Here is a 16,327-nt window from a genome sequence, read left to right as displayed (position 1 = left end):
ATTTTTTTGAGGATTTAATTATATGCTTCTGAAACTCAGTTCTTCTTTATAGTTCCCCGTGTTTCAGCTTTTCGTGCCACTCCATCAGCTGAGGTTTGTCTTCGTCTGAGATTTGCTTCGCAAGCGTTGCCTCTTCAATTAATGCATCAAAGTTTGTCAAGCTGACGTATGGAATTCCTGCTTCTGCAAATAATTCGTCCGCCCGTTTTAAATGATATGTAAAGATGCACACCACACCAACTACTTCGCATCCTTCATTTTCAAGAGCGCGAACAGCCTCAATGCTACTGCCTCCTGTAGAAATTAAATCTTCCACGACAATCACTTTTTGGCCGGGTGCGATTCTTCCTTCAATTTGATTCCCACGGCCGTGCTCCTTCGCTTTTGAACGGACATAGACCATCGGCAAATTAAGAACATCACTTACCCATGCTGCATGTGGAATCCCTGCTGTCGCGGTCCCAGCTACTACTTCTGTTTGTGGGAAAAACTCACGGATATTTGCCGCTAATGCTTCGGCAATTTGTTTGCGTACAGTTGGGCTCGACATGGTTAAACGGTTGTCACAGTAAATTGGTGACGAAATGCCAGAGGTCCATGTAAATGGGTCTTGAGGCCTCAATTCCACTGCACCTATTGATAATAATGCTCCTGCAATTTCATCTTGCTGACTTTTCATTGTAAAACCTCCCATTGTTGTTTAACCAACTGATACGTTTCCACTGGATTTTCCGATTTAGTGATCGCTCTACCGACGACAATCAAAGAGGAACCTTCCAATCTCGCTACTTCAGGTGTAGCAATACGGATTTGGTCATGCTCAGTACCATCTGTCAGACGAATCCCAGGTGTTACCCGCAAGAAGTCTTCCCCACAAACTTGTTTAATGTCTGCCGCTTCCAGTACGGAACAAACGACTCCGTCTAGACCTGCCCGTTTTGAAAGTTCCGCATAATGTATGACGGATTCCTGTAATGTTAAATTGATTTTCTGTTCATTCTTCATTTGCTGTTCGCTTGTCGACGTTAATTGCGTCACACCGATAAGAAGTGGTCGTTGTTTACCTGCTTCAGTTCCCGCTTCAAGGCCTTCCAACGCACTCTCCATCATTCGCAAGCCACCTGCCGCATGGACGTTCACCAAATCTGCACCGAGCTTGGCAAGACCGCGCATGGCGGATTGAACCGTATTCGGAATATCATGCAGTTTCAAATCCAGGAAAACGTTATGTCCCATTTCTTTTAGGTCCGTTACGATCGTTGGTCCTTCCTGTAAATAAAGTTCCATGCCAACTTTGACAAACAGTTTTTCATCGAACGGCTTGAGAAACTGAAAGACCTCTTCTTTTGCAGAAAAATCAAGCGCGATTATCGGGTTACGAATGTTCATCGGTGACTCCTCCCTACTAATTCAGAAACATGATTCAGACCTAACCAATCAAGCTTTTCCGGTAATTGATTAATGATTGTCGGACAGACAAATGGATCAACGAAGTTTGCGGTTCCAACCGCCACCGCGCTTGCTCCTGCTGACATGAAATCGATGACATCGTCAACCGTCGCCACGCCGCCCATTCCAATGATTGGGATGGAAACTTGCTTTGCAACTTCATAAACCATGCGTAAAGCTACCGGTTTAACCGCAGGACCTGATAATCCGCCTGTGCCATTTGCAATGACAGGTTTCCCTGTTCTTGTATCCAGACGCATTCCAATCAACGTGTTGATCATCGTGATGCCATCTGCTCCACCCGCTTCAATCGCTCTCGCGATTTCACCGATATCGGTCACATTTGGGGACAACTTTACATAGACCGGAACTTCCGAAACTTCTTTAACAGCTGCGGTCAGTTCTGCAGCAACTGTCGGATCTGTTCCAAACGTAATGCCGCCACATTTTACATTGGGACAAGAAATATTTAATTCTAATGCATGCACATTTTTTGATTTTGAGATATGTTTTGCAACTTCCACATAATCTTCCGTCAACGTGCCGGCAACATTTGCAATAATCGGCACATCGTATTGTTCCAACCACTTCAGCTCTTCAGCCAGTACTTTTTCCAAACCCGGATTTTGAAGACCGATTGCATTCAGCATCCCGGAAGACGTTTCTGCAACCCGCGGTGTAGGATTTCCTAAACGCGTCTCGAGTGTCGTTGCTTTGATCATAATCGCGCCAAGTTTTGATAAGTCATACAACCGGGCATATTCTTTGCCAAATCCGAAACATCCGGAAGCCGGCATAACTGGATTTTTCAATGACAATCCTGGTAACTCTATCGACAATCGATTCATACAGACACCACCCCTGCAGGAAATACCGGACCATCCGAGCACACTTTTACATAGTCCACTTCGGTTTGATCCGTCGTTTTGCACACACACGCAAAACATGCGCCAAGTCCGCAACCCATGCGTTCTTCAAATGATAGAAACCCTTTTCGATCAGGATACATGTTTTGAATGGCTGCAAGCATGCCTGTTGGACCGCAAGTAAAATATGAAGCAAATTCAGGTTGTAATTCAGCCAGCAACGTTGTAACAAATCCTTGTTGCCCGTATGATCCATCTACTGTGACGATATGCGTTTCGCCAAGTTCACGAAAAGCATTCTCGTAGAAGACAGCTTCTTTTGACTGGAAGCCAAGTACATGAATCGGTTTAACACCTTTTTCTACAAGTCTTTTAGAAAGTTCATATAACGGAGGAACACCGATCCCTCCTCCAATCAGGACCACTGTTTCTCCTGGAGCGGTTTCCTTAATGGGAAAACCGTTTCCAAGAGGGCCCAACACATCGAGTTCTTCCCCGACCTGCTTTTGCGCTAGCAACGTCGTGCCTCTGCCTTCCGCCCGATAAATCATGGTGAACTCAGAATTCTCATGATCAATGGACGCAATGCTAATTGGTCTGCGGAGCAATGGCTCATAACTATCCGACACACGGATGTGTACAAATTGACCTGGGCTGGCCATGTCATGGACAAGCTGACCGACCAAAGTCATTTCGAAAATACGATGAGCGATTTCCTTATGTTTGACGATACGCATGCGTTCTTGTCTGATCATGCAAAAACCCCCTGTTTCGGCATCTCCTCCGCTTGGAAGGTCATTGATTCAATGACACGCAACATTGCTTCTGCTGTGTCCAGTGAGGTTAAGCACGGGATCCCATTCTCAACTGATTCACGACGGATACGGAACCCATCACGCTCTGGCAGTTTACCTTTTGTTAGCGTGTTAATGACAAACTGCGCATCCCCTTTTTGGATGTAATCGAGAAGGGTTGGACCATCGTTGCCGATTTTATTAACTGTTGTAACGGGGATTCCCGCTTGTTTCAAAGCATCTGCCGTTCCTTCAGTTGCAAGTATTCTGTACCCGATTGAAGTAAAGCGTTTAGCAATCGATACTGCTTCTTCCTTGTCTTTATCTGCAATCGTCATGAGTACGGAACCGTGATCTTTAATTTCCATACCCGCTGCCACTAGACCTTTATATAGTGCTTTTTCAAGCGTGATATCTTTCCCCATGACTTCCCCAGTTGATTTCATTTCAGGTCCCAATGTAATATCCACTCGGCGCAATTTCGCAAAGCTGAATACTGGCACTTTCACGAACACACCTCTAGGTGAAGGCGCAAGTCCGTTTTCAATGCCTTGAGATGGTAGAGACTGTCCTAAAATTGCTTTTGTCGCAATTTTAGCCATTGGAATATTCGTGATCTTGCTTAAGAAAGGAACTGTACGGCTTGAACGTGGATTCACTTCAATCACATAAACTTCGCCTTTAGAGATGACATATTGGATATTCAGCAAACCAATGATGTTCAGACCTTTTGCAAGGCGTGTCGTATAATCTACGAGTGTATCCACTTGTTCGCAGGTTAAGTTTTGTGGTGGATAGACTGCAATCGAGTCACCCGAGTGAACACCCGCTCGTTCGATATGTTCCATAATTCCTGGAATGCATACATTTTCTCCGTCAGAGATGGCATCGACTTCAATTTCCGTACCTGTTAAGTAACGGTCGACCAGTACCGGATGCTCCGGACTTGCCTGCACCGCATGTTCCATGTAGTGAGCTAGTTCTTCTTGATTGTAAACAATTTGCATAGCACGTCCGCCTAAGACGTATGATGGACGGACTAATACCGGGTAGCCGATTTCGTTACCGATTGCCACTGCTTGTCCGGCTGAAACAGCCGTCTTACCCATTGGTTGAGGGATACCGATTTCATGTAGTGCACGTTCAAATTTATCACGATTTTCTGCACGGTCCAGATCTTCCAAAGAAGTTCCCAGGATTTGAACACCACGTTCCTGCAGCTTATCCGCTAAATTGATGGCCGTTTGTCCTCCGAACTGTACGACCACCCCTTTAGGTTGTTCCAGATCCACAATGTGCATGACATCTTCAATCGTCAATGGTTCAAAGTAGAGCTTGTCCGATATGGAGAAGTCCGTTGAAACTGTTTCTGGATTGCTATTGATAATGATTGCTTCATAGCCTGCTTCTTTAATTGCCCAGACGGAATGCACAGTGGCATAGTCAAACTCTACTCCTTGCCCGATTCGAATTGGGCCTGAACCTAGCACAATGACACTTTCTTTTTCTGTTCTGATTGATTCATTTTCATCTTCATATGTTCCGTAGAAATAAGGTGTTTCCGATTCGAATTCTGCCGCACATGTATCCACCATTTTAAACACTGGAATCAAGTTTTGTTCTTTTCTCCAGTTGTAGATGGTCAATTCATCGCTATTCCATAAAGTCGCTAACGTTGCATCTGCAAAGCCCATACGTTTTGCTTTTTTCGCTACGTCGAAATCAAATGGATGTTCAGAAACCACTTCTTCATACTTCACGATATTTTGGAATTTATTGAGGAAGAATAAATCGATTTGGCTCCACTCATGTATAGTGTCAATCGTCACTCCACGTCTTAATGCTTCTCCAATGAAGAACAAGCGCTCATCACCTGCACGTCGGATACGTTTTTCAATCCATTCGTCTGACAGGGCATCCGCATTTTTCAGATCTAAATGGAATTGGCCAGTTTCAAGAGAACGCACAGCTTTTAGGATGGATTCTTCGAATGTTCTACCCATCGCCATAACTTCTCCAGTTGCTTTCATTTGTGTACCTAAATTTCGTTTAGCTGATTCGAATTTATCAAAAGGCCAGCGCGGAATTTTAGTAACGACATAATCGAGCGCAGGTTCAAAACATGCATACGTTTTGCCGGTAACGGGATTCATCATTTCGTCCAGTGTCAAACCAACTGCGATTTTAGCAGCCAGTTTGGCAATTGGGTAACCTGTCGCTTTAGACGCCAGAGCAGATGAGCGACTAACCCTTGGATTCACTTCGATAATATAGTAGTTAAAGCTGTATGGATCCAGTGCTAACTGAACGTTACAGCCCCCTTCGATTTTCAAGGCACGGATAATTTTCAAGGAGACATTACGCAACATTTGATACTCACGGTCTGATAACGTCTGACTAGGCGCAACGACGATCGAATCTCCTGTATGAATACCTACCGGATCAATGTTCTCCATATTACAGACCACGATGGCATTGTCATTGGAGTCTCTCATCACCTCGTATTCTATTTCCTTGAATCCAGCGATTGATTTTTCAAGAAGACACTGTGTAACAGGACTATATTTCAAACCACTCGTCACCGTTTCAAGAAGTTCTTCATCGTTGTGGCAAATCCCCCCACCTGTTCCACCCAGGGTAAATGCAGGACGGACGATGACAGGGTAACCGATTCTTTCAACGAATGCTTGGGCTTCTTGCATGTTATGGAAGATGTCACTTTGTGGAACGGGTTCGTTCAATTCGTTCATTAATGTTCTGAATAAATCACGATCTTCCGCTTTATGGATTGCTTCTAATTTTGTTCCCAAAATTTCAATGTTCAATTCTTGAAGAATCCCTGATTCGTCCAATTCAATCGCCATATTCAAGCCTGTTTGTCCGCCCAATGTTGGCAGAAGGGCATCCGGACGTTCTTTTCGTAAAATACGGCTAACAAAATCCAATGTGATCGGTTCGATATAAACTTTGTCTGCAATTTCAGTATCCGTCATGATGGTCGCTGGATTTGAATTAATCAGAATGACACGATAGCCTTCTTCTTTTAAAGCCAGACATGCTTGTGTACCAGCGTAGTCAAATTCAGCTGCTTGTCCAATAACAATCGGACCGGATCCGATGACGAGAATGGTTTCTATATCTTTACGTTTAGGCATGTATTTTTTCCCCTTTCACGTTGGCGTTCATTAACTCGATAAAGCGATCAAATAAGTGATTTGAATCTTCTGGTCCAGGTGAGGCTTCAGGATGATATTGCACTGTGAATGCTGCAGCATCCAAATGTTTTAAGCCTTCCACTGTGCCATCATTTAAAGCCGTATGCGTAACTTTCAAACGTGTACCTGTTAATGATTCTGGGTCTACTGCATAGCCATGGTTCTGGGAAGTCATTTCCGTTTTGCCGGATTCCAAATCTTTTACCGGGTGATTGGCTCCTCGGTGACCGAACTTCAATTTAAACGTGTCTCCGCCACTTGCCAGGGCAAAAAGTTGATGACCAAGACAAATGCCGAATATCGGAATTTTGCCAATTAGGTTCTGTAACATCTCGATTGCTTCCGGCACATCTTTTGGATCTCCAGGTCCATTTGATAGCATGATGCCGTCTGGATAAATCGCCATGATTTCTTCAGCAGTTGTGTTGTAAGGTACCACCACCACATCACAATCCCGTTTATTCAGTTCACGCAAGATGCCGTGTTTCATTCCGAAATCTACAAGCACCACACGTTTTCCGCGTCCTGGACTAGGATAAGGACGTTTGGTTGACACTTGTTTGACTTGATCCGTTGGGAATGTCGTCATTTTTAACTGTGCAACTACTTCTTCCACTTGGATATCTGAACCCGCTTCACTGATGTGGCCTTTTACGGAACCGTATTCGCGAATAATTCGTGTCAGTTTACGTGTGTCCACTCCTTCAATACCGGGAATGTTTTTCAAAACGAATAAGTCATTGAGTGTCGCATCACTTCGGAAGTTTGATGGTGTGTTCGCTAGTTCTCGCACAACCATCCCTTTAATTGCCGGTTCAATTGATTCAAAATCGTCCCGATTAATACCGTAATTGCCGATCAATGGATAAGTCATCGTTACGATTTGACCGCAGTAAGATGGATCCGATAGCGTTTCCTGGTAGCCTGTCATACCCGTTGTGAATACGACTTCTCCTTCACTGGCATTCAAACTACCGAATGCTGTTCCATTAAACACATCTCCAGTTTCTAAAATGAGGCTTCTTTTCATCATCATTTCTCCTCCTGCCAAATAACATTGCCTTCAAACATCGTCATGACCGGCCAACCGGTGCATGCCCAATCTTGGAACGGTGTATTTTTTCCTTTTGATACAAACGTTGCAGTATTTATATTCTGTTCTTTCGCCAAATCAATAAATACTAAGTCTGCTGATTCGCCCATATGCAAGCGACCATAAGGCAGTCCGAAAACATCAGCCGGCTTTCTCGTCATCCAGTCTATCAATTGCGCTAATGTCCATTTTCCACTTTTCACAAAATGAGTATGCAGCAAGGGAAAAGCCGTTTCCAAACCAACGATTCCAAACGGTGCCTGTTCCATTCCGTTCCCTTTTTCATCAGCTGTATGAGGGGCATGGTCCGTAGCGATGAAATCCAGTGTCCCATCTTCCAGTCCCTCAATTAAGGCTTGTAAATCTTCTTTTGCGCGAAGTGGCGGATTCATTTTCCAGATTGCGTCATTTCCTGGAATATCGTCTTCACATAACAACAAGTGGTGAGGACTGACTTCAGCTGTAACCCGTATTCCTGCCTTTTTGGCATCTCTGATTACTCGCACAGATTCTTTGGTGCTAACGTGACACACGTGATAGTGCGCACCAGCAGCTTCAGCGAGCAATACATCTCTCGCAATATGCACAGACTCTGCAATGGATGGAATGCCTTTCAGACCCAGTTCTTTATTTTTCACACCTTCGTGCATGACGCCCGCGTAGATAAGTGTATTGTCTTCACAATGAGCAACTATCGGCATATTCAACTTTGCTGCATCTTTCATTGCTTCATACATCATGCCAGCCTGCTGAACACCAACCCCGTCATCCGTAAAGGCAAAGGCACCATGCTCTTTCAATGCAGCCAGATTTGTTCGTTCTTTACCAGCTTCGCGAATGGTTATAGAAGCATAAGGGAGTACTCGAATTAACGCGTTTTCTTCTATTAAACTATTGACATGAGATAGATTTTCAACCGTATCCGGAACAGGTCTTGTATTCGGCATTGCACAGATGGTTGTGTATCCACCTTTTGCCGCAGCATGTGTACCGGTTTGAATCGTTTCTTTTTGCTCGCCACCTGGCTCACGCAAATGAACATGGACATCGATGAACCCTGCGGAAACAAAATGTCCGTTGCCGTCGATAATTTCATCCGCTTCAGGTGTTGTTTTCGGATTTACTTCGATAATGCGTCCATTGTCGATCAGGATGGATCCCTCCATCAATTCATGATTGTCATTAAGCAATTGAATGTTTTGTATGAATTTTTTCATCATGATCTCCCTTTCAAAACGGATTCCAGTATGGCCATGCGTACGAACACACCGTTGTGCATTTGCTTGAATATACGTGATTTTTCACTTTCCACCAGCTCGTTTGCTATTTCCACGTCCCGATTAACAGGCGCTGGGTGCAAGATGATAGCTGTCGGTTTCAATTCTTCATAGCGTTTGTTTGTTAAACCGTATGTCTCATGGTAGCTTTCTTTCGTAAAGTCAGTTGTTGATTCATGCCGCTCATGTTGCACTCGTAAAAGCATAATCACATCAGCAGTCGGCAGTATGTCGTCCCAAGTATTTACTGCTTCATAGTCGCCTTGCCACTCAGGTGGACAAAGGAATGTGACATGTGCACCTAATCTTGTCAGCGCTTCTGCATTTGATTTGGCTACCCGGCTATGTGCGATATCCCCAACGATTGCAATTTTCAGCCCTTCAAACTTTCCAAACTCTTGTAGGATGGTATATAGATCGAGTAAACATTGAGTTGGATGCTGACCCGAACCGTCTCCACCATTGATGATTGCGACGTTCACTCCGGCTAATAATTCTTCATAAAAACCATCTTGTTCATGCCTTATAACAACAGCATCCACCCCGATAGCTTCCAAAGTTTTTACTGTGTCGTACAAAGTTTCACCTTTTAGAGTGCTCGATGTTCCTGCTTCAAATGGAAGTACGTTCAGTCCAAGTTTCCGCTCGGCCATCTCAAAACTCATTTTTGTTCGTGTACTCGGTTCGAAAAATAAATTTGCTACCGTATATGGTTTAATCAAATTAGCTGATGCTTGCTGTTGAAAGTGTGATGCACGACTTAATATCGTTTGTATGTCCTTTTCTTGTAGGTCTTTCATGCTCAATAGATGCTTCACTTTACAGCCTCCCACTTTCTTTTGGTTAAAAGAAAGCCTCTCAACAAGTGTTGAGAGGCTTAAGGGGTACCTTCAAGCAAAGATCCATGATGTCACGGAACTCTACCAGTCGGTTTCCCTTTTCCTGCCTCTCTGGACTAGGTATTAAAAGGATTCAGTATTTGATTTGTCTTCCAATGAATCAATAGCTTCTTGCGGTCTACCAGGTAGGACCAAGTTTAGTAGAACACCGACTATGGCAGCTAAAGCCATGCCACCAACTTCAAACGTATCCATGAAGTGTAGTTTCGCCCCACCGATTCCGATTACCAGGATAATCGATGAAATGACTAAGTTACGCTTGTCTCCAAAATCAATGTTGTTATCTACCAGCATGCGTAGACCTGATGACGCAATGATCCCGAAGAGTAAAATCGAAATTCCACCCAGCACTGCATTTGGAATCGTTGCAATGAGTGCCATGACTTTGCCAAAGAACGAGAAGGCGATGGCAAGTACTGCAGCACCCCCAATGACATAGACACTATATACTCGGGTAATTGCTAGCACTCCGATGTTTTCACCGTAAGTTGTTTTTGGTGGTCCACCCAACAGACCACTGATGAAAGTTCCAAGGCCGTCACCTAATAATGAACGATGAAGTCCTGGATCTTTTATGTAATTGCGGTTAACGATTTTTCCTAAGACCAATTGATGACCGATATGCTCGGAAATCGTTACGATTGCGATGGGAACCATCAGCCAAAGTAAGGTCGGCGTAATGACAAATTCATAATGCACACCAGGAATCAGGAAGTCAGGAACTGATATCCAATCCGCTTTTTTTACTGGATTGAAATTGACGATTCCGATTATCAATGAGTACACATATCCTACGATAATTCCAATCAGAACCGGCATTAAGCTGATGATTCCTCTGAAGAATAACGTTGCCACAACTGCTGCTGCTAATGTCACTAAGGCTGCTGAGAAATGCAGCATGCTGTATTCTTTTATTCCGTCTAAGTCAGGGTCGATATTCATCGCCATATCGATTGCGACTGGTGATAAAGCCAACCCAATTACGATGATGACAGGTGCCACTACAATCGGCGGTAATATTTTCATAATCCATTTATAGCCTGTTTTCCAGATAATCAGCGAAACGATAAAGTAGACGATTGCGACGAACAGACTGCCAATCATAGCACTGCCGATACCGCCTTCTTTCGTTGCCATTTGAATCGGCAATATGAAAGCAAATGAAGAACCTAGATAAGCGGGAACTTGGAATTTCGTTACGAACATAAAGATCAGCGTCGCGATCCCACTTGTTAACAATGCAATTGCCGGACTTAAGCCGACCAATTGTGGCACCAGTATTGTTGCCCCAAACATGGCAAACATATGTTGAATACTTAGCGTTGCTAACTTGCCCGTTGAAGGTCTGTCATGTATGTCCAAAACTGTTTGTGTATTTGTCATCTCATTCTCCCCATTCGTCTACTCGTGAATTGTTACACTGTCTTCATGATCTGTTTCTTGCATACGTACAACAATTCGTTCCAGGCTTGCGGTCGGAATATTTTTTCCGACATAGTCCGCTCGTACGGGTAATTCGCGATGACCTCGATCAATCAAGACTGCTAATTGAATTTGTGATGGTCTTCCCAAATCCATTACCGCATCCATTGCGGCTCTTACTGTGCGCCCTGTATACAAAACATCATCTACCAAAATGACTTTCTGGTCGGTCACAACATGTTGGATATCCACTTGTTGCACAAGAGGTTCTTTGTTTGCCGTTTTCATGGATAGGTCGTCTCGATACAATGTAATATCCAGCTCGCCGGCTTTGATTGACTTACCTTCAATTTTTTCAATTTTGGCAGCCAGGCGATTCGCTAAATAAGCTCCTCTTGTTTTGATCCCTACAAGAATACAATTCTCAATTCCTTTGTTGCGTTCAATAATTTCATGAGCGATCCGTGTCAAAGCACGGTTAATGGCTTGTTCATCCAAAATATTCGCTTTTTCGACCATCTTCGATTTCTCTCCTTTTTCCCCAAATAAAAACCCTCTCGTCCAAAGATGGATGAGAGGGTGTGAATGCAGAAAATTAGGCGTATGAATAACACACAGCATGTGTTCTTATACGTTCACTGTTACCTTCTCAGCCTCTCTGGACTGTTTTTAAAGGTGTTCTATTAAATTTTGATTTGTGTTAATGAATGAAAAGACGTATGAACTTTAACTACCGTCCTATACTTTAAACTAGTATAGATTTACTTTTCCTTGGTGTCAACAGTCGTTTTCATTTCTTCAAGCAAAGCCTGGAACTCAGCAGGTAATGGCGCTTCAAATTCCAAGTACTCTTCTGTACGTGGGTGAATGAACCCGAGAACGCCTGCATGTAACGCTTGTCCGTCAAACTCGATTGTTTTTTTCGGTCCATATTTCGGGTCACCTGCAAGAGGGTAACCGATGTATTTCATATGCACACGAATTTGATGTGTACGTCCTGTTTCCAGTCGACATTCCACCAATGTGAAGCTGCCGAAACGTTCCATAACACGGAAATGCGTGACGGCATGTTTTCCTTTATCAATAACTGCCATGCTTTGACGATCGCGTGCATCACGGCCAATCGGCGCATCGACGGTACCTTTATCATGCGGAATATGACCATGAACTAAAGCTGTATATTTACGGGTAACCGTCTTTTTCACTAACTGATCCACTAAAGATTCATGCGCTTTATCATTCTTTGCAACCATTAATAAGCCAGAAGTGTCTTTATCGATACGGTGTACGATACCTGGACGCATTACACCATTAATACCGGATAAATCTTTTACCTGGTGCATCAAGCCGTTTACAAGTGTTCCTGAAGTATGTCCAGGGGCTGGATGAACGACCATTCCGCGTGGTTTGTTTACCACTAGAACGTCTTCATCTTCATAAACGATTTCAAGATTTAAATCTTCTGCTTGGATATCCAAAATTTCAACATCCGGTACTGTGACATTAATAACATCATTAGCTTTCACTTTGTAGTTAGATTTAGCAGTTTCACCGTTGACTAATACGGCTCCATCTTTTAACCATATTTGAATTTGACTACGTGACCAATCTGCTTCAAGTGTTGCTAATGCTTTGTCGATACGTTCACCTTTTTGTTGCTCTGAAATTTTATACGTAAAATCTTCCATCTATTCACCTTTTCTCTTTGCAGCTTTTTCTGCTTTTTCTTCTAAAAATAATACGATGATGAGCATGACGACCCCAATGGTTAATGCTGCATCTGCAACGTTAAAAATCGGAAAATCATAATTTATGACTGGAATAAGAACGTCCGCAAAATCCACAACTTCACCGCGGAACAAACGATCTATAAAATTCCCAATCGCACCACCAAGTAAAAGCATCAAACTTAATTGAAAGTATGGCTTTCCTTTTGCTTCTTTATGAAAGTAATACAAAATACCAATGACCACGATGATCGTGACGATCGTAAATAGCCACATCTGTCCTTCTAACATTCCCCACGCTGCTCCACGATTCCGATGGGAAAGTAATGCAAACGTCGGATCCATTAAGACAATCCGTTCGCCTAGTTCCATATTTTTTACAACCAACCATTTTGTCCATTGATCAATCGCCACAACGGCAATTGCTACTAAATAAAAAATGTACACGAATGTTCCTCCGTTACGCAAGTATCTTAGCTAGTTTACCACATAACATGAACGGACAGAAAGAGCTGCCCAAAAAGGACAGCTCTTTCACATGCAGGAATACTTAGTCTGGCAATAATCAAAGCCAGTTTCCCGATCTTTTATACGTAATATTTTTCTACTACATCTGCACATCGTGGACATAATGTCGGATGTTTTTCATTTTCTCCCACTTTGGAAGAAATTGTCCAGCATCGTTCACATTTTTCACCTTGTGCTTTTGTAACGACAACAGATGACACTTCAAGATTTAAAGCCTCCGCTGGTGCTTCTTCTTTTGCACCCGCTAATGTAAAGTCCGACACGATGAAGAATTGTGCAAAATCCACTTTGCTTGCATCAAATGCTTCTACAAGTTCTTTCTTCACATAAAGCGTAACTTTTGCTTCTAGTGACTTCCCGATGACTTTTGCATTACGTGCTTCTTCCAATGCTTTTAACACGTCGTCACGTACTAGCATTAATTGTTGATACTTCGTACGTAAACTTGCAAACACTTCATGTGATACCGCTTCAGGGAAGTCAGTCAGCTGCACACTTTCTTCCGTTTCATGTGTCAGGAAGACCCATAGCTCATCCGTCGTATGCGGTAGAATTGGTGTTGTCAGTTTCAATAATCCAATCAATGTATCGTACATGACTGTTTGCATCGCACGACGATGTGAATTGTCCACTCCTTCGATATAAACAACATCTTTTGCAATATCCAAGTAGAATGAGCTCAAATCAGATGATACAAAATTGTTGACAGCATGATAAACACTTGGGAAGTCATACTTGTCATAAGCTTTGCGAACAGTTTCAATCAAATCTTGCAGTTTCATGAACATGTACTGATCTACTTCACGTAAATCTTCGAAAGCAACACGATCGGTCTGTGGATTGAAGTCCGATACATTTCCATGAAGGAAACGGAACGTATTGCGAATTTTACGGTAAACTTCAGCAACTTGCTTGAAATTTGAGTCCGTTACTCGAACGTCTGCTGTGTAATCGACAGATGCTACCCATAGACGAAGAATGTCAGCACCTAGTTGATTCATGACTTTCGCAGGATCGATGACATTTCCAATAGACTTACTCATCTTACGTCCTTCACCATCAAGTGTGAAACCATGGCTTAACAATCCTTTGTATGGAGCGTGACCACTGATAGCAACACTTGTTGTTAACGAGGAATTGAACCATCCACGGTATTGATCCGATCCTTCCAAGTATAAGTCAGCTGGATACGAAAGGTCTTCACGCTCATCAAGTACAGCTTGGTGAGAAGATCCTGAATCAAACCAAACATCCATAATATCCGTTTCTTTAGAGAAGCGGCCGTTTGGACTATTCGGATGTGTGAATCCTTCTGGAAGCAAGTCTTTCGCTTCACGTTCAAACCACACTGTCGAACCGTGTTCACGGAACAATTTTGAAACATGGGCAATCGTTTCTTCCGTTAAAATTGGTTCTCCATCTTCCGCATAGAAGACAGGGATTGGAACACCCCATACACGTTGGCGGGAAATACACCAGTCTCCACGGTCACGGACCATGTTGAAGAGACGAGTCTCACCCCATGCAGGTGTGAAGGATGTATTCTTAATTGCGGTTAATAATTCGTCGCGGAATGCTTCAACAGAAGCGAACCATTGAGCTGTTGCACGGAAAATAACCGGTTTTTTCGTACGCCAGTCATGAGGTGCAGAATGTGTGAAGAATGTTAGTTTTTCTAAAGCACCAGCAGCATCCAAAGCTTCTGTGATGACTTTATTGGCTTTATCATAAAATAATCCTTCGAAGCCAGGTGCTTCAGCTGTTAATACACCACGGTCATCCACTGGTGAAAGCACTTCAAGTCCATAAGCTTTACCTACTTGGAAGTCATCTTCCCCATGCCCTGGAGCTGTATGGACACATCCAGTACCACCCTCGTCAGTTACATGGTCCCCGAGCATTACAAGCGAATCACGGTCATATAAAGGGTGTTTCGCTACCATGCGATCCATTTGTTCACCTTTTAGTGTCTGAACAATCTCATAAGAATCCCATTCAAGAGTAGTTGCCACATTCTCCAGTAGTGCTTTTGCTAAAAGGTAACGCGTTGATGCAACTTCTACAATTACATAGTCGAATTCAGGATTTACTGAAATTCCAAGATTAGCTGGAATTGTCCAAGGTGTAGTCGTCCAGATAATAATTTTAGTTCCTTCAGCAACTACGCCTTTACCATCTGTCACTTCAAAACTCACATAGATAGATGGAGATTTTTTATCCTGATACTCGATTTCAGCTTCAGCAAGCGCAGACTCACTTGATGGAGACCAATAAACTGGTTTTAACCCTTTATAGATATAGCCTTTACGTGCCATTTCACCAAAAACTTCAATTTGACGGGATTCATATGCTGGTTTCAATGTCACATATGGATTTTCCCAATCACCTTGTACACCAAGGCGTTTAAATTGTTCACGTTGACGGTCAATTTGTTCATAAGCATATGTTTCACATAAGTTCCGGAATTCCGCTACCGTCATTTCTTTGCGATTGACACCTTTATTCGTTAAAGCTTGCTCAATCGGCAAACCATGAGTATCCCAACCTGGAACATACGGTGCATAATAACCCGTCATAGATTTTTGACGTACAATCATGTCTTTTAGCACTTTGTTCATAGCATGACCCATGTGAATATCGCCGTTCGCATATGGAGGGCCATCATGTAAAATGAAACTTGGGCGCCCTTTAGTACGCTCCAAAACTTTTTCATAGAGTTTCATTTCATTCCAATTTTCTTGCATCGCCGGTTCCCGTGTAGGTAAGCCACCGCGCATTGGGAATTCCGTTTTAGGCATCAATAAAGTATTTTTGTATTCCATTTTAAAAAACCTCCTCTTAATATACAAGCGCATTGCTTGGGGGACTGACCATTCAAATCTTCCTATTCTCAGGAAAATCCAACCATTTTAAACCAAACAAAAAAACTCCTCATCCCAATGAAGGGACGAGAAGTTATAACTCGCGGTACCACCCTAATTGCAACATGAAGAAGTTGCCAGCTTAGATCACGTTAACGGTGTGAATCCGAAATCACTTACAAAATCAAGTTCAGTG

Annotated in this window: 13 protein-coding genes and 1 other annotated feature (1 of these 14 only partly in view); all 13 genes read right to left on the bottom strand. The window is 43.1% G+C overall.

From position 1 onward, the window contains the following. Positions 1-46: 46 nt before the first annotated feature. Positions 47-679 carry an orotate phosphoribosyltransferase gene (pyrE, locus tag ACQKEV_RS06365; RefSeq protein WP_427444495.1) on the bottom strand — a complete coding sequence of 211 codons (633 nt, stop codon included), beginning with the start codon at positions 677-679 and terminating at the stop codon, positions 47-49. Continuing rightward, positions 676-1,389 carry an orotidine-5'-phosphate decarboxylase gene (gene pyrF / locus ACQKEV_RS06360; RefSeq protein ID WP_427444493.1) on the bottom strand — a complete coding sequence of 238 codons (714 nt, stop codon included), beginning with the start codon at positions 1,387-1,389 and terminating at the stop codon, positions 676-678. The genes pyrE and pyrF overlap by 4 nt, the downstream gene beginning before the upstream one ends. Further along, positions 1,386-2,297 carry a dihydroorotate dehydrogenase gene (locus tag ACQKEV_RS06355; RefSeq protein ID WP_427444490.1) on the bottom strand — a complete coding sequence of 304 codons (912 nt, stop codon included), beginning with the start codon at positions 2,295-2,297 and terminating at the stop codon, positions 1,386-1,388. The genes pyrF and ACQKEV_RS06355 overlap by 4 nt, the downstream gene beginning before the upstream one ends. Next, positions 2,294-3,070 carry a dihydroorotate dehydrogenase electron transfer subunit gene (locus tag ACQKEV_RS06350; RefSeq protein WP_427444488.1) on the bottom strand — a complete coding sequence of 259 codons (777 nt, stop codon included), beginning with the start codon at positions 3,068-3,070 and terminating at the stop codon, positions 2,294-2,296. The genes ACQKEV_RS06355 and ACQKEV_RS06350 overlap by 4 nt, the downstream gene beginning before the upstream one ends. Continuing rightward, positions 3,067-6,264 (bottom strand): carbamoyl-phosphate synthase large subunit, encoded by a 3,198-nt coding sequence (gene carB, locus ACQKEV_RS06345; RefSeq protein WP_427444485.1) that lies wholly within the window; start codon positions 6,262-6,264, stop codon positions 3,067-3,069. Before carB ends, ACQKEV_RS06350 begins: the two co-directional genes overlap by 4 nt. Continuing rightward, positions 6,257-7,357 (bottom strand): carbamoyl phosphate synthase small subunit, encoded by a 1,101-nt coding sequence (locus ACQKEV_RS06340; protein WP_427444482.1) that lies wholly within the window; start codon positions 7,355-7,357, stop codon positions 6,257-6,259. Before ACQKEV_RS06340 ends, carB begins: the two co-directional genes overlap by 8 nt. Then, complete coding sequence (locus ACQKEV_RS06335) at positions 7,357-8,634, bottom strand: dihydroorotase (RefSeq protein ID WP_427444479.1); 1,278 nt, start codon at positions 8,632-8,634, stop codon at positions 7,357-7,359. Before ACQKEV_RS06335 ends, ACQKEV_RS06340 begins: the two co-directional genes overlap by 1 nt. Further along, a complete protein-coding gene (locus tag ACQKEV_RS06330) occupies positions 8,634-9,512 on the bottom strand; it encodes an aspartate carbamoyltransferase catalytic subunit (RefSeq protein ID WP_427444477.1) in 879 nt (292 codons plus the stop codon). Before ACQKEV_RS06330 ends, ACQKEV_RS06335 begins: the two co-directional genes overlap by 1 nt. A gap of 144 nt (positions 9,513-9,656) precedes the next feature. Next, positions 9,657-10,976: a uracil-xanthine permease family protein gene (locus ACQKEV_RS06325; protein WP_427444474.1), complete on the bottom strand. Its 1,320-nt coding sequence runs from the start codon at positions 10,974-10,976 to the stop codon at positions 9,657-9,659. Between the two features lie 18 nt (positions 10,977-10,994). After that, complete coding sequence (gene pyrR, locus ACQKEV_RS06320) at positions 10,995-11,534, bottom strand: bifunctional pyr operon transcriptional regulator/uracil phosphoribosyltransferase PyrR (RefSeq protein WP_427444471.1); 540 nt, start codon at positions 11,532-11,534, stop codon at positions 10,995-10,997. Positions 11,535-11,776: 242 nt separating this feature from the next. After that, complete coding sequence (locus ACQKEV_RS06315) at positions 11,777-12,703, bottom strand: RluA family pseudouridine synthase (RefSeq protein ID WP_427444468.1); 927 nt, start codon at positions 12,701-12,703, stop codon at positions 11,777-11,779. After that, the gene (lspA, locus tag ACQKEV_RS06310; protein ID WP_427444466.1) at positions 12,704-13,189 is read right to left on the bottom strand and encodes a signal peptidase II; all 486 of its coding nucleotides are present in this window, start codon (positions 13,187-13,189) and stop codon (positions 12,704-12,706) included. Positions 13,190-13,329: 140 nt separating this feature from the next. Further along, positions 13,330-16,092 carry an isoleucine--tRNA ligase gene (gene ileS, locus ACQKEV_RS06305; RefSeq protein WP_427444463.1) on the bottom strand — a complete coding sequence of 921 codons (2,763 nt, stop codon included), beginning with the start codon at positions 16,090-16,092 and terminating at the stop codon, positions 13,330-13,332. A gap of 118 nt (positions 16,093-16,210) precedes the next feature. After that, positions 16,211-16,327 (bottom strand) — a binding site (T-box leader); it runs 107 nt beyond the window's last position.

The sequence above is a fragment of the Paenisporosarcina sp. NPDC076907 genome, assembly GCF_050269735.1.
GTDB lineage: Bacteria > Bacillota > Bacilli > Bacillales_A > Planococcaceae > Paenisporosarcina.
This window is presented reverse-complemented; position numbering and strand designations above follow the sequence as displayed.

Bases quoted from the DNA above. Each gene is read 5' to 3' on its own strand.
- ACQKEV_RS06355 (WP_427444490.1), bottom strand. From the start codon at position 2,297: ATGAATCGATTGTCGATAGAGTTACCAGGATTGTCATTGAAAAATCCA.
- ACQKEV_RS06315 (WP_427444468.1), bottom strand. From the start codon at position 12,703: ATGGAAGATTTTACGTATAAAATTTCAGAGCAACAAAAAGGTGAACGT.
- ACQKEV_RS06325 (WP_427444474.1), bottom strand. From the start codon at position 10,976: ATGACAAATACACAAACAGTTTTGGACATACATGACAGACCTTCAACG.
- pyrR (WP_427444471.1), bottom strand. From the start codon at position 11,534: ATGGTCGAAAAAGCGAATATTTTGGATGAACAAGCCATTAACCGTGCT.
- ACQKEV_RS06350 (WP_427444488.1), bottom strand. From the start codon at position 3,070: ATGATCAGACAAGAACGCATGCGTATCGTCAAACATAAGGAAATCGCT.
- pyrF (WP_427444493.1), bottom strand. From the start codon at position 1,389: ATGAACATTCGTAACCCGATAATCGCGCTTGATTTTTCTGCAAAAGAA.
- pyrE (WP_427444495.1), bottom strand. From the start codon at position 679: ATGAAAAGTCAGCAAGATGAAATTGCAGGAGCATTATTATCAATAGGT.
- ileS (WP_427444463.1), bottom strand. From the start codon at position 16,092: ATGGAATACAAAAATACTTTATTGATGCCTAAAACGGAATTCCCAATG.
- ACQKEV_RS06335 (WP_427444479.1), bottom strand. From the start codon at position 8,634: ATGAAAAAATTCATACAAAACATTCAATTGCTTAATGACAATCATGAA.
- carB (WP_427444485.1), bottom strand. From the start codon at position 6,264: ATGCCTAAACGTAAAGATATAGAAACCATTCTCGTCATCGGATCCGGT.
- ACQKEV_RS06340 (WP_427444482.1), bottom strand. From the start codon at position 7,357: ATGATGAAAAGAAGCCTCATTTTAGAAACTGGAGATGTGTTTAATGGA.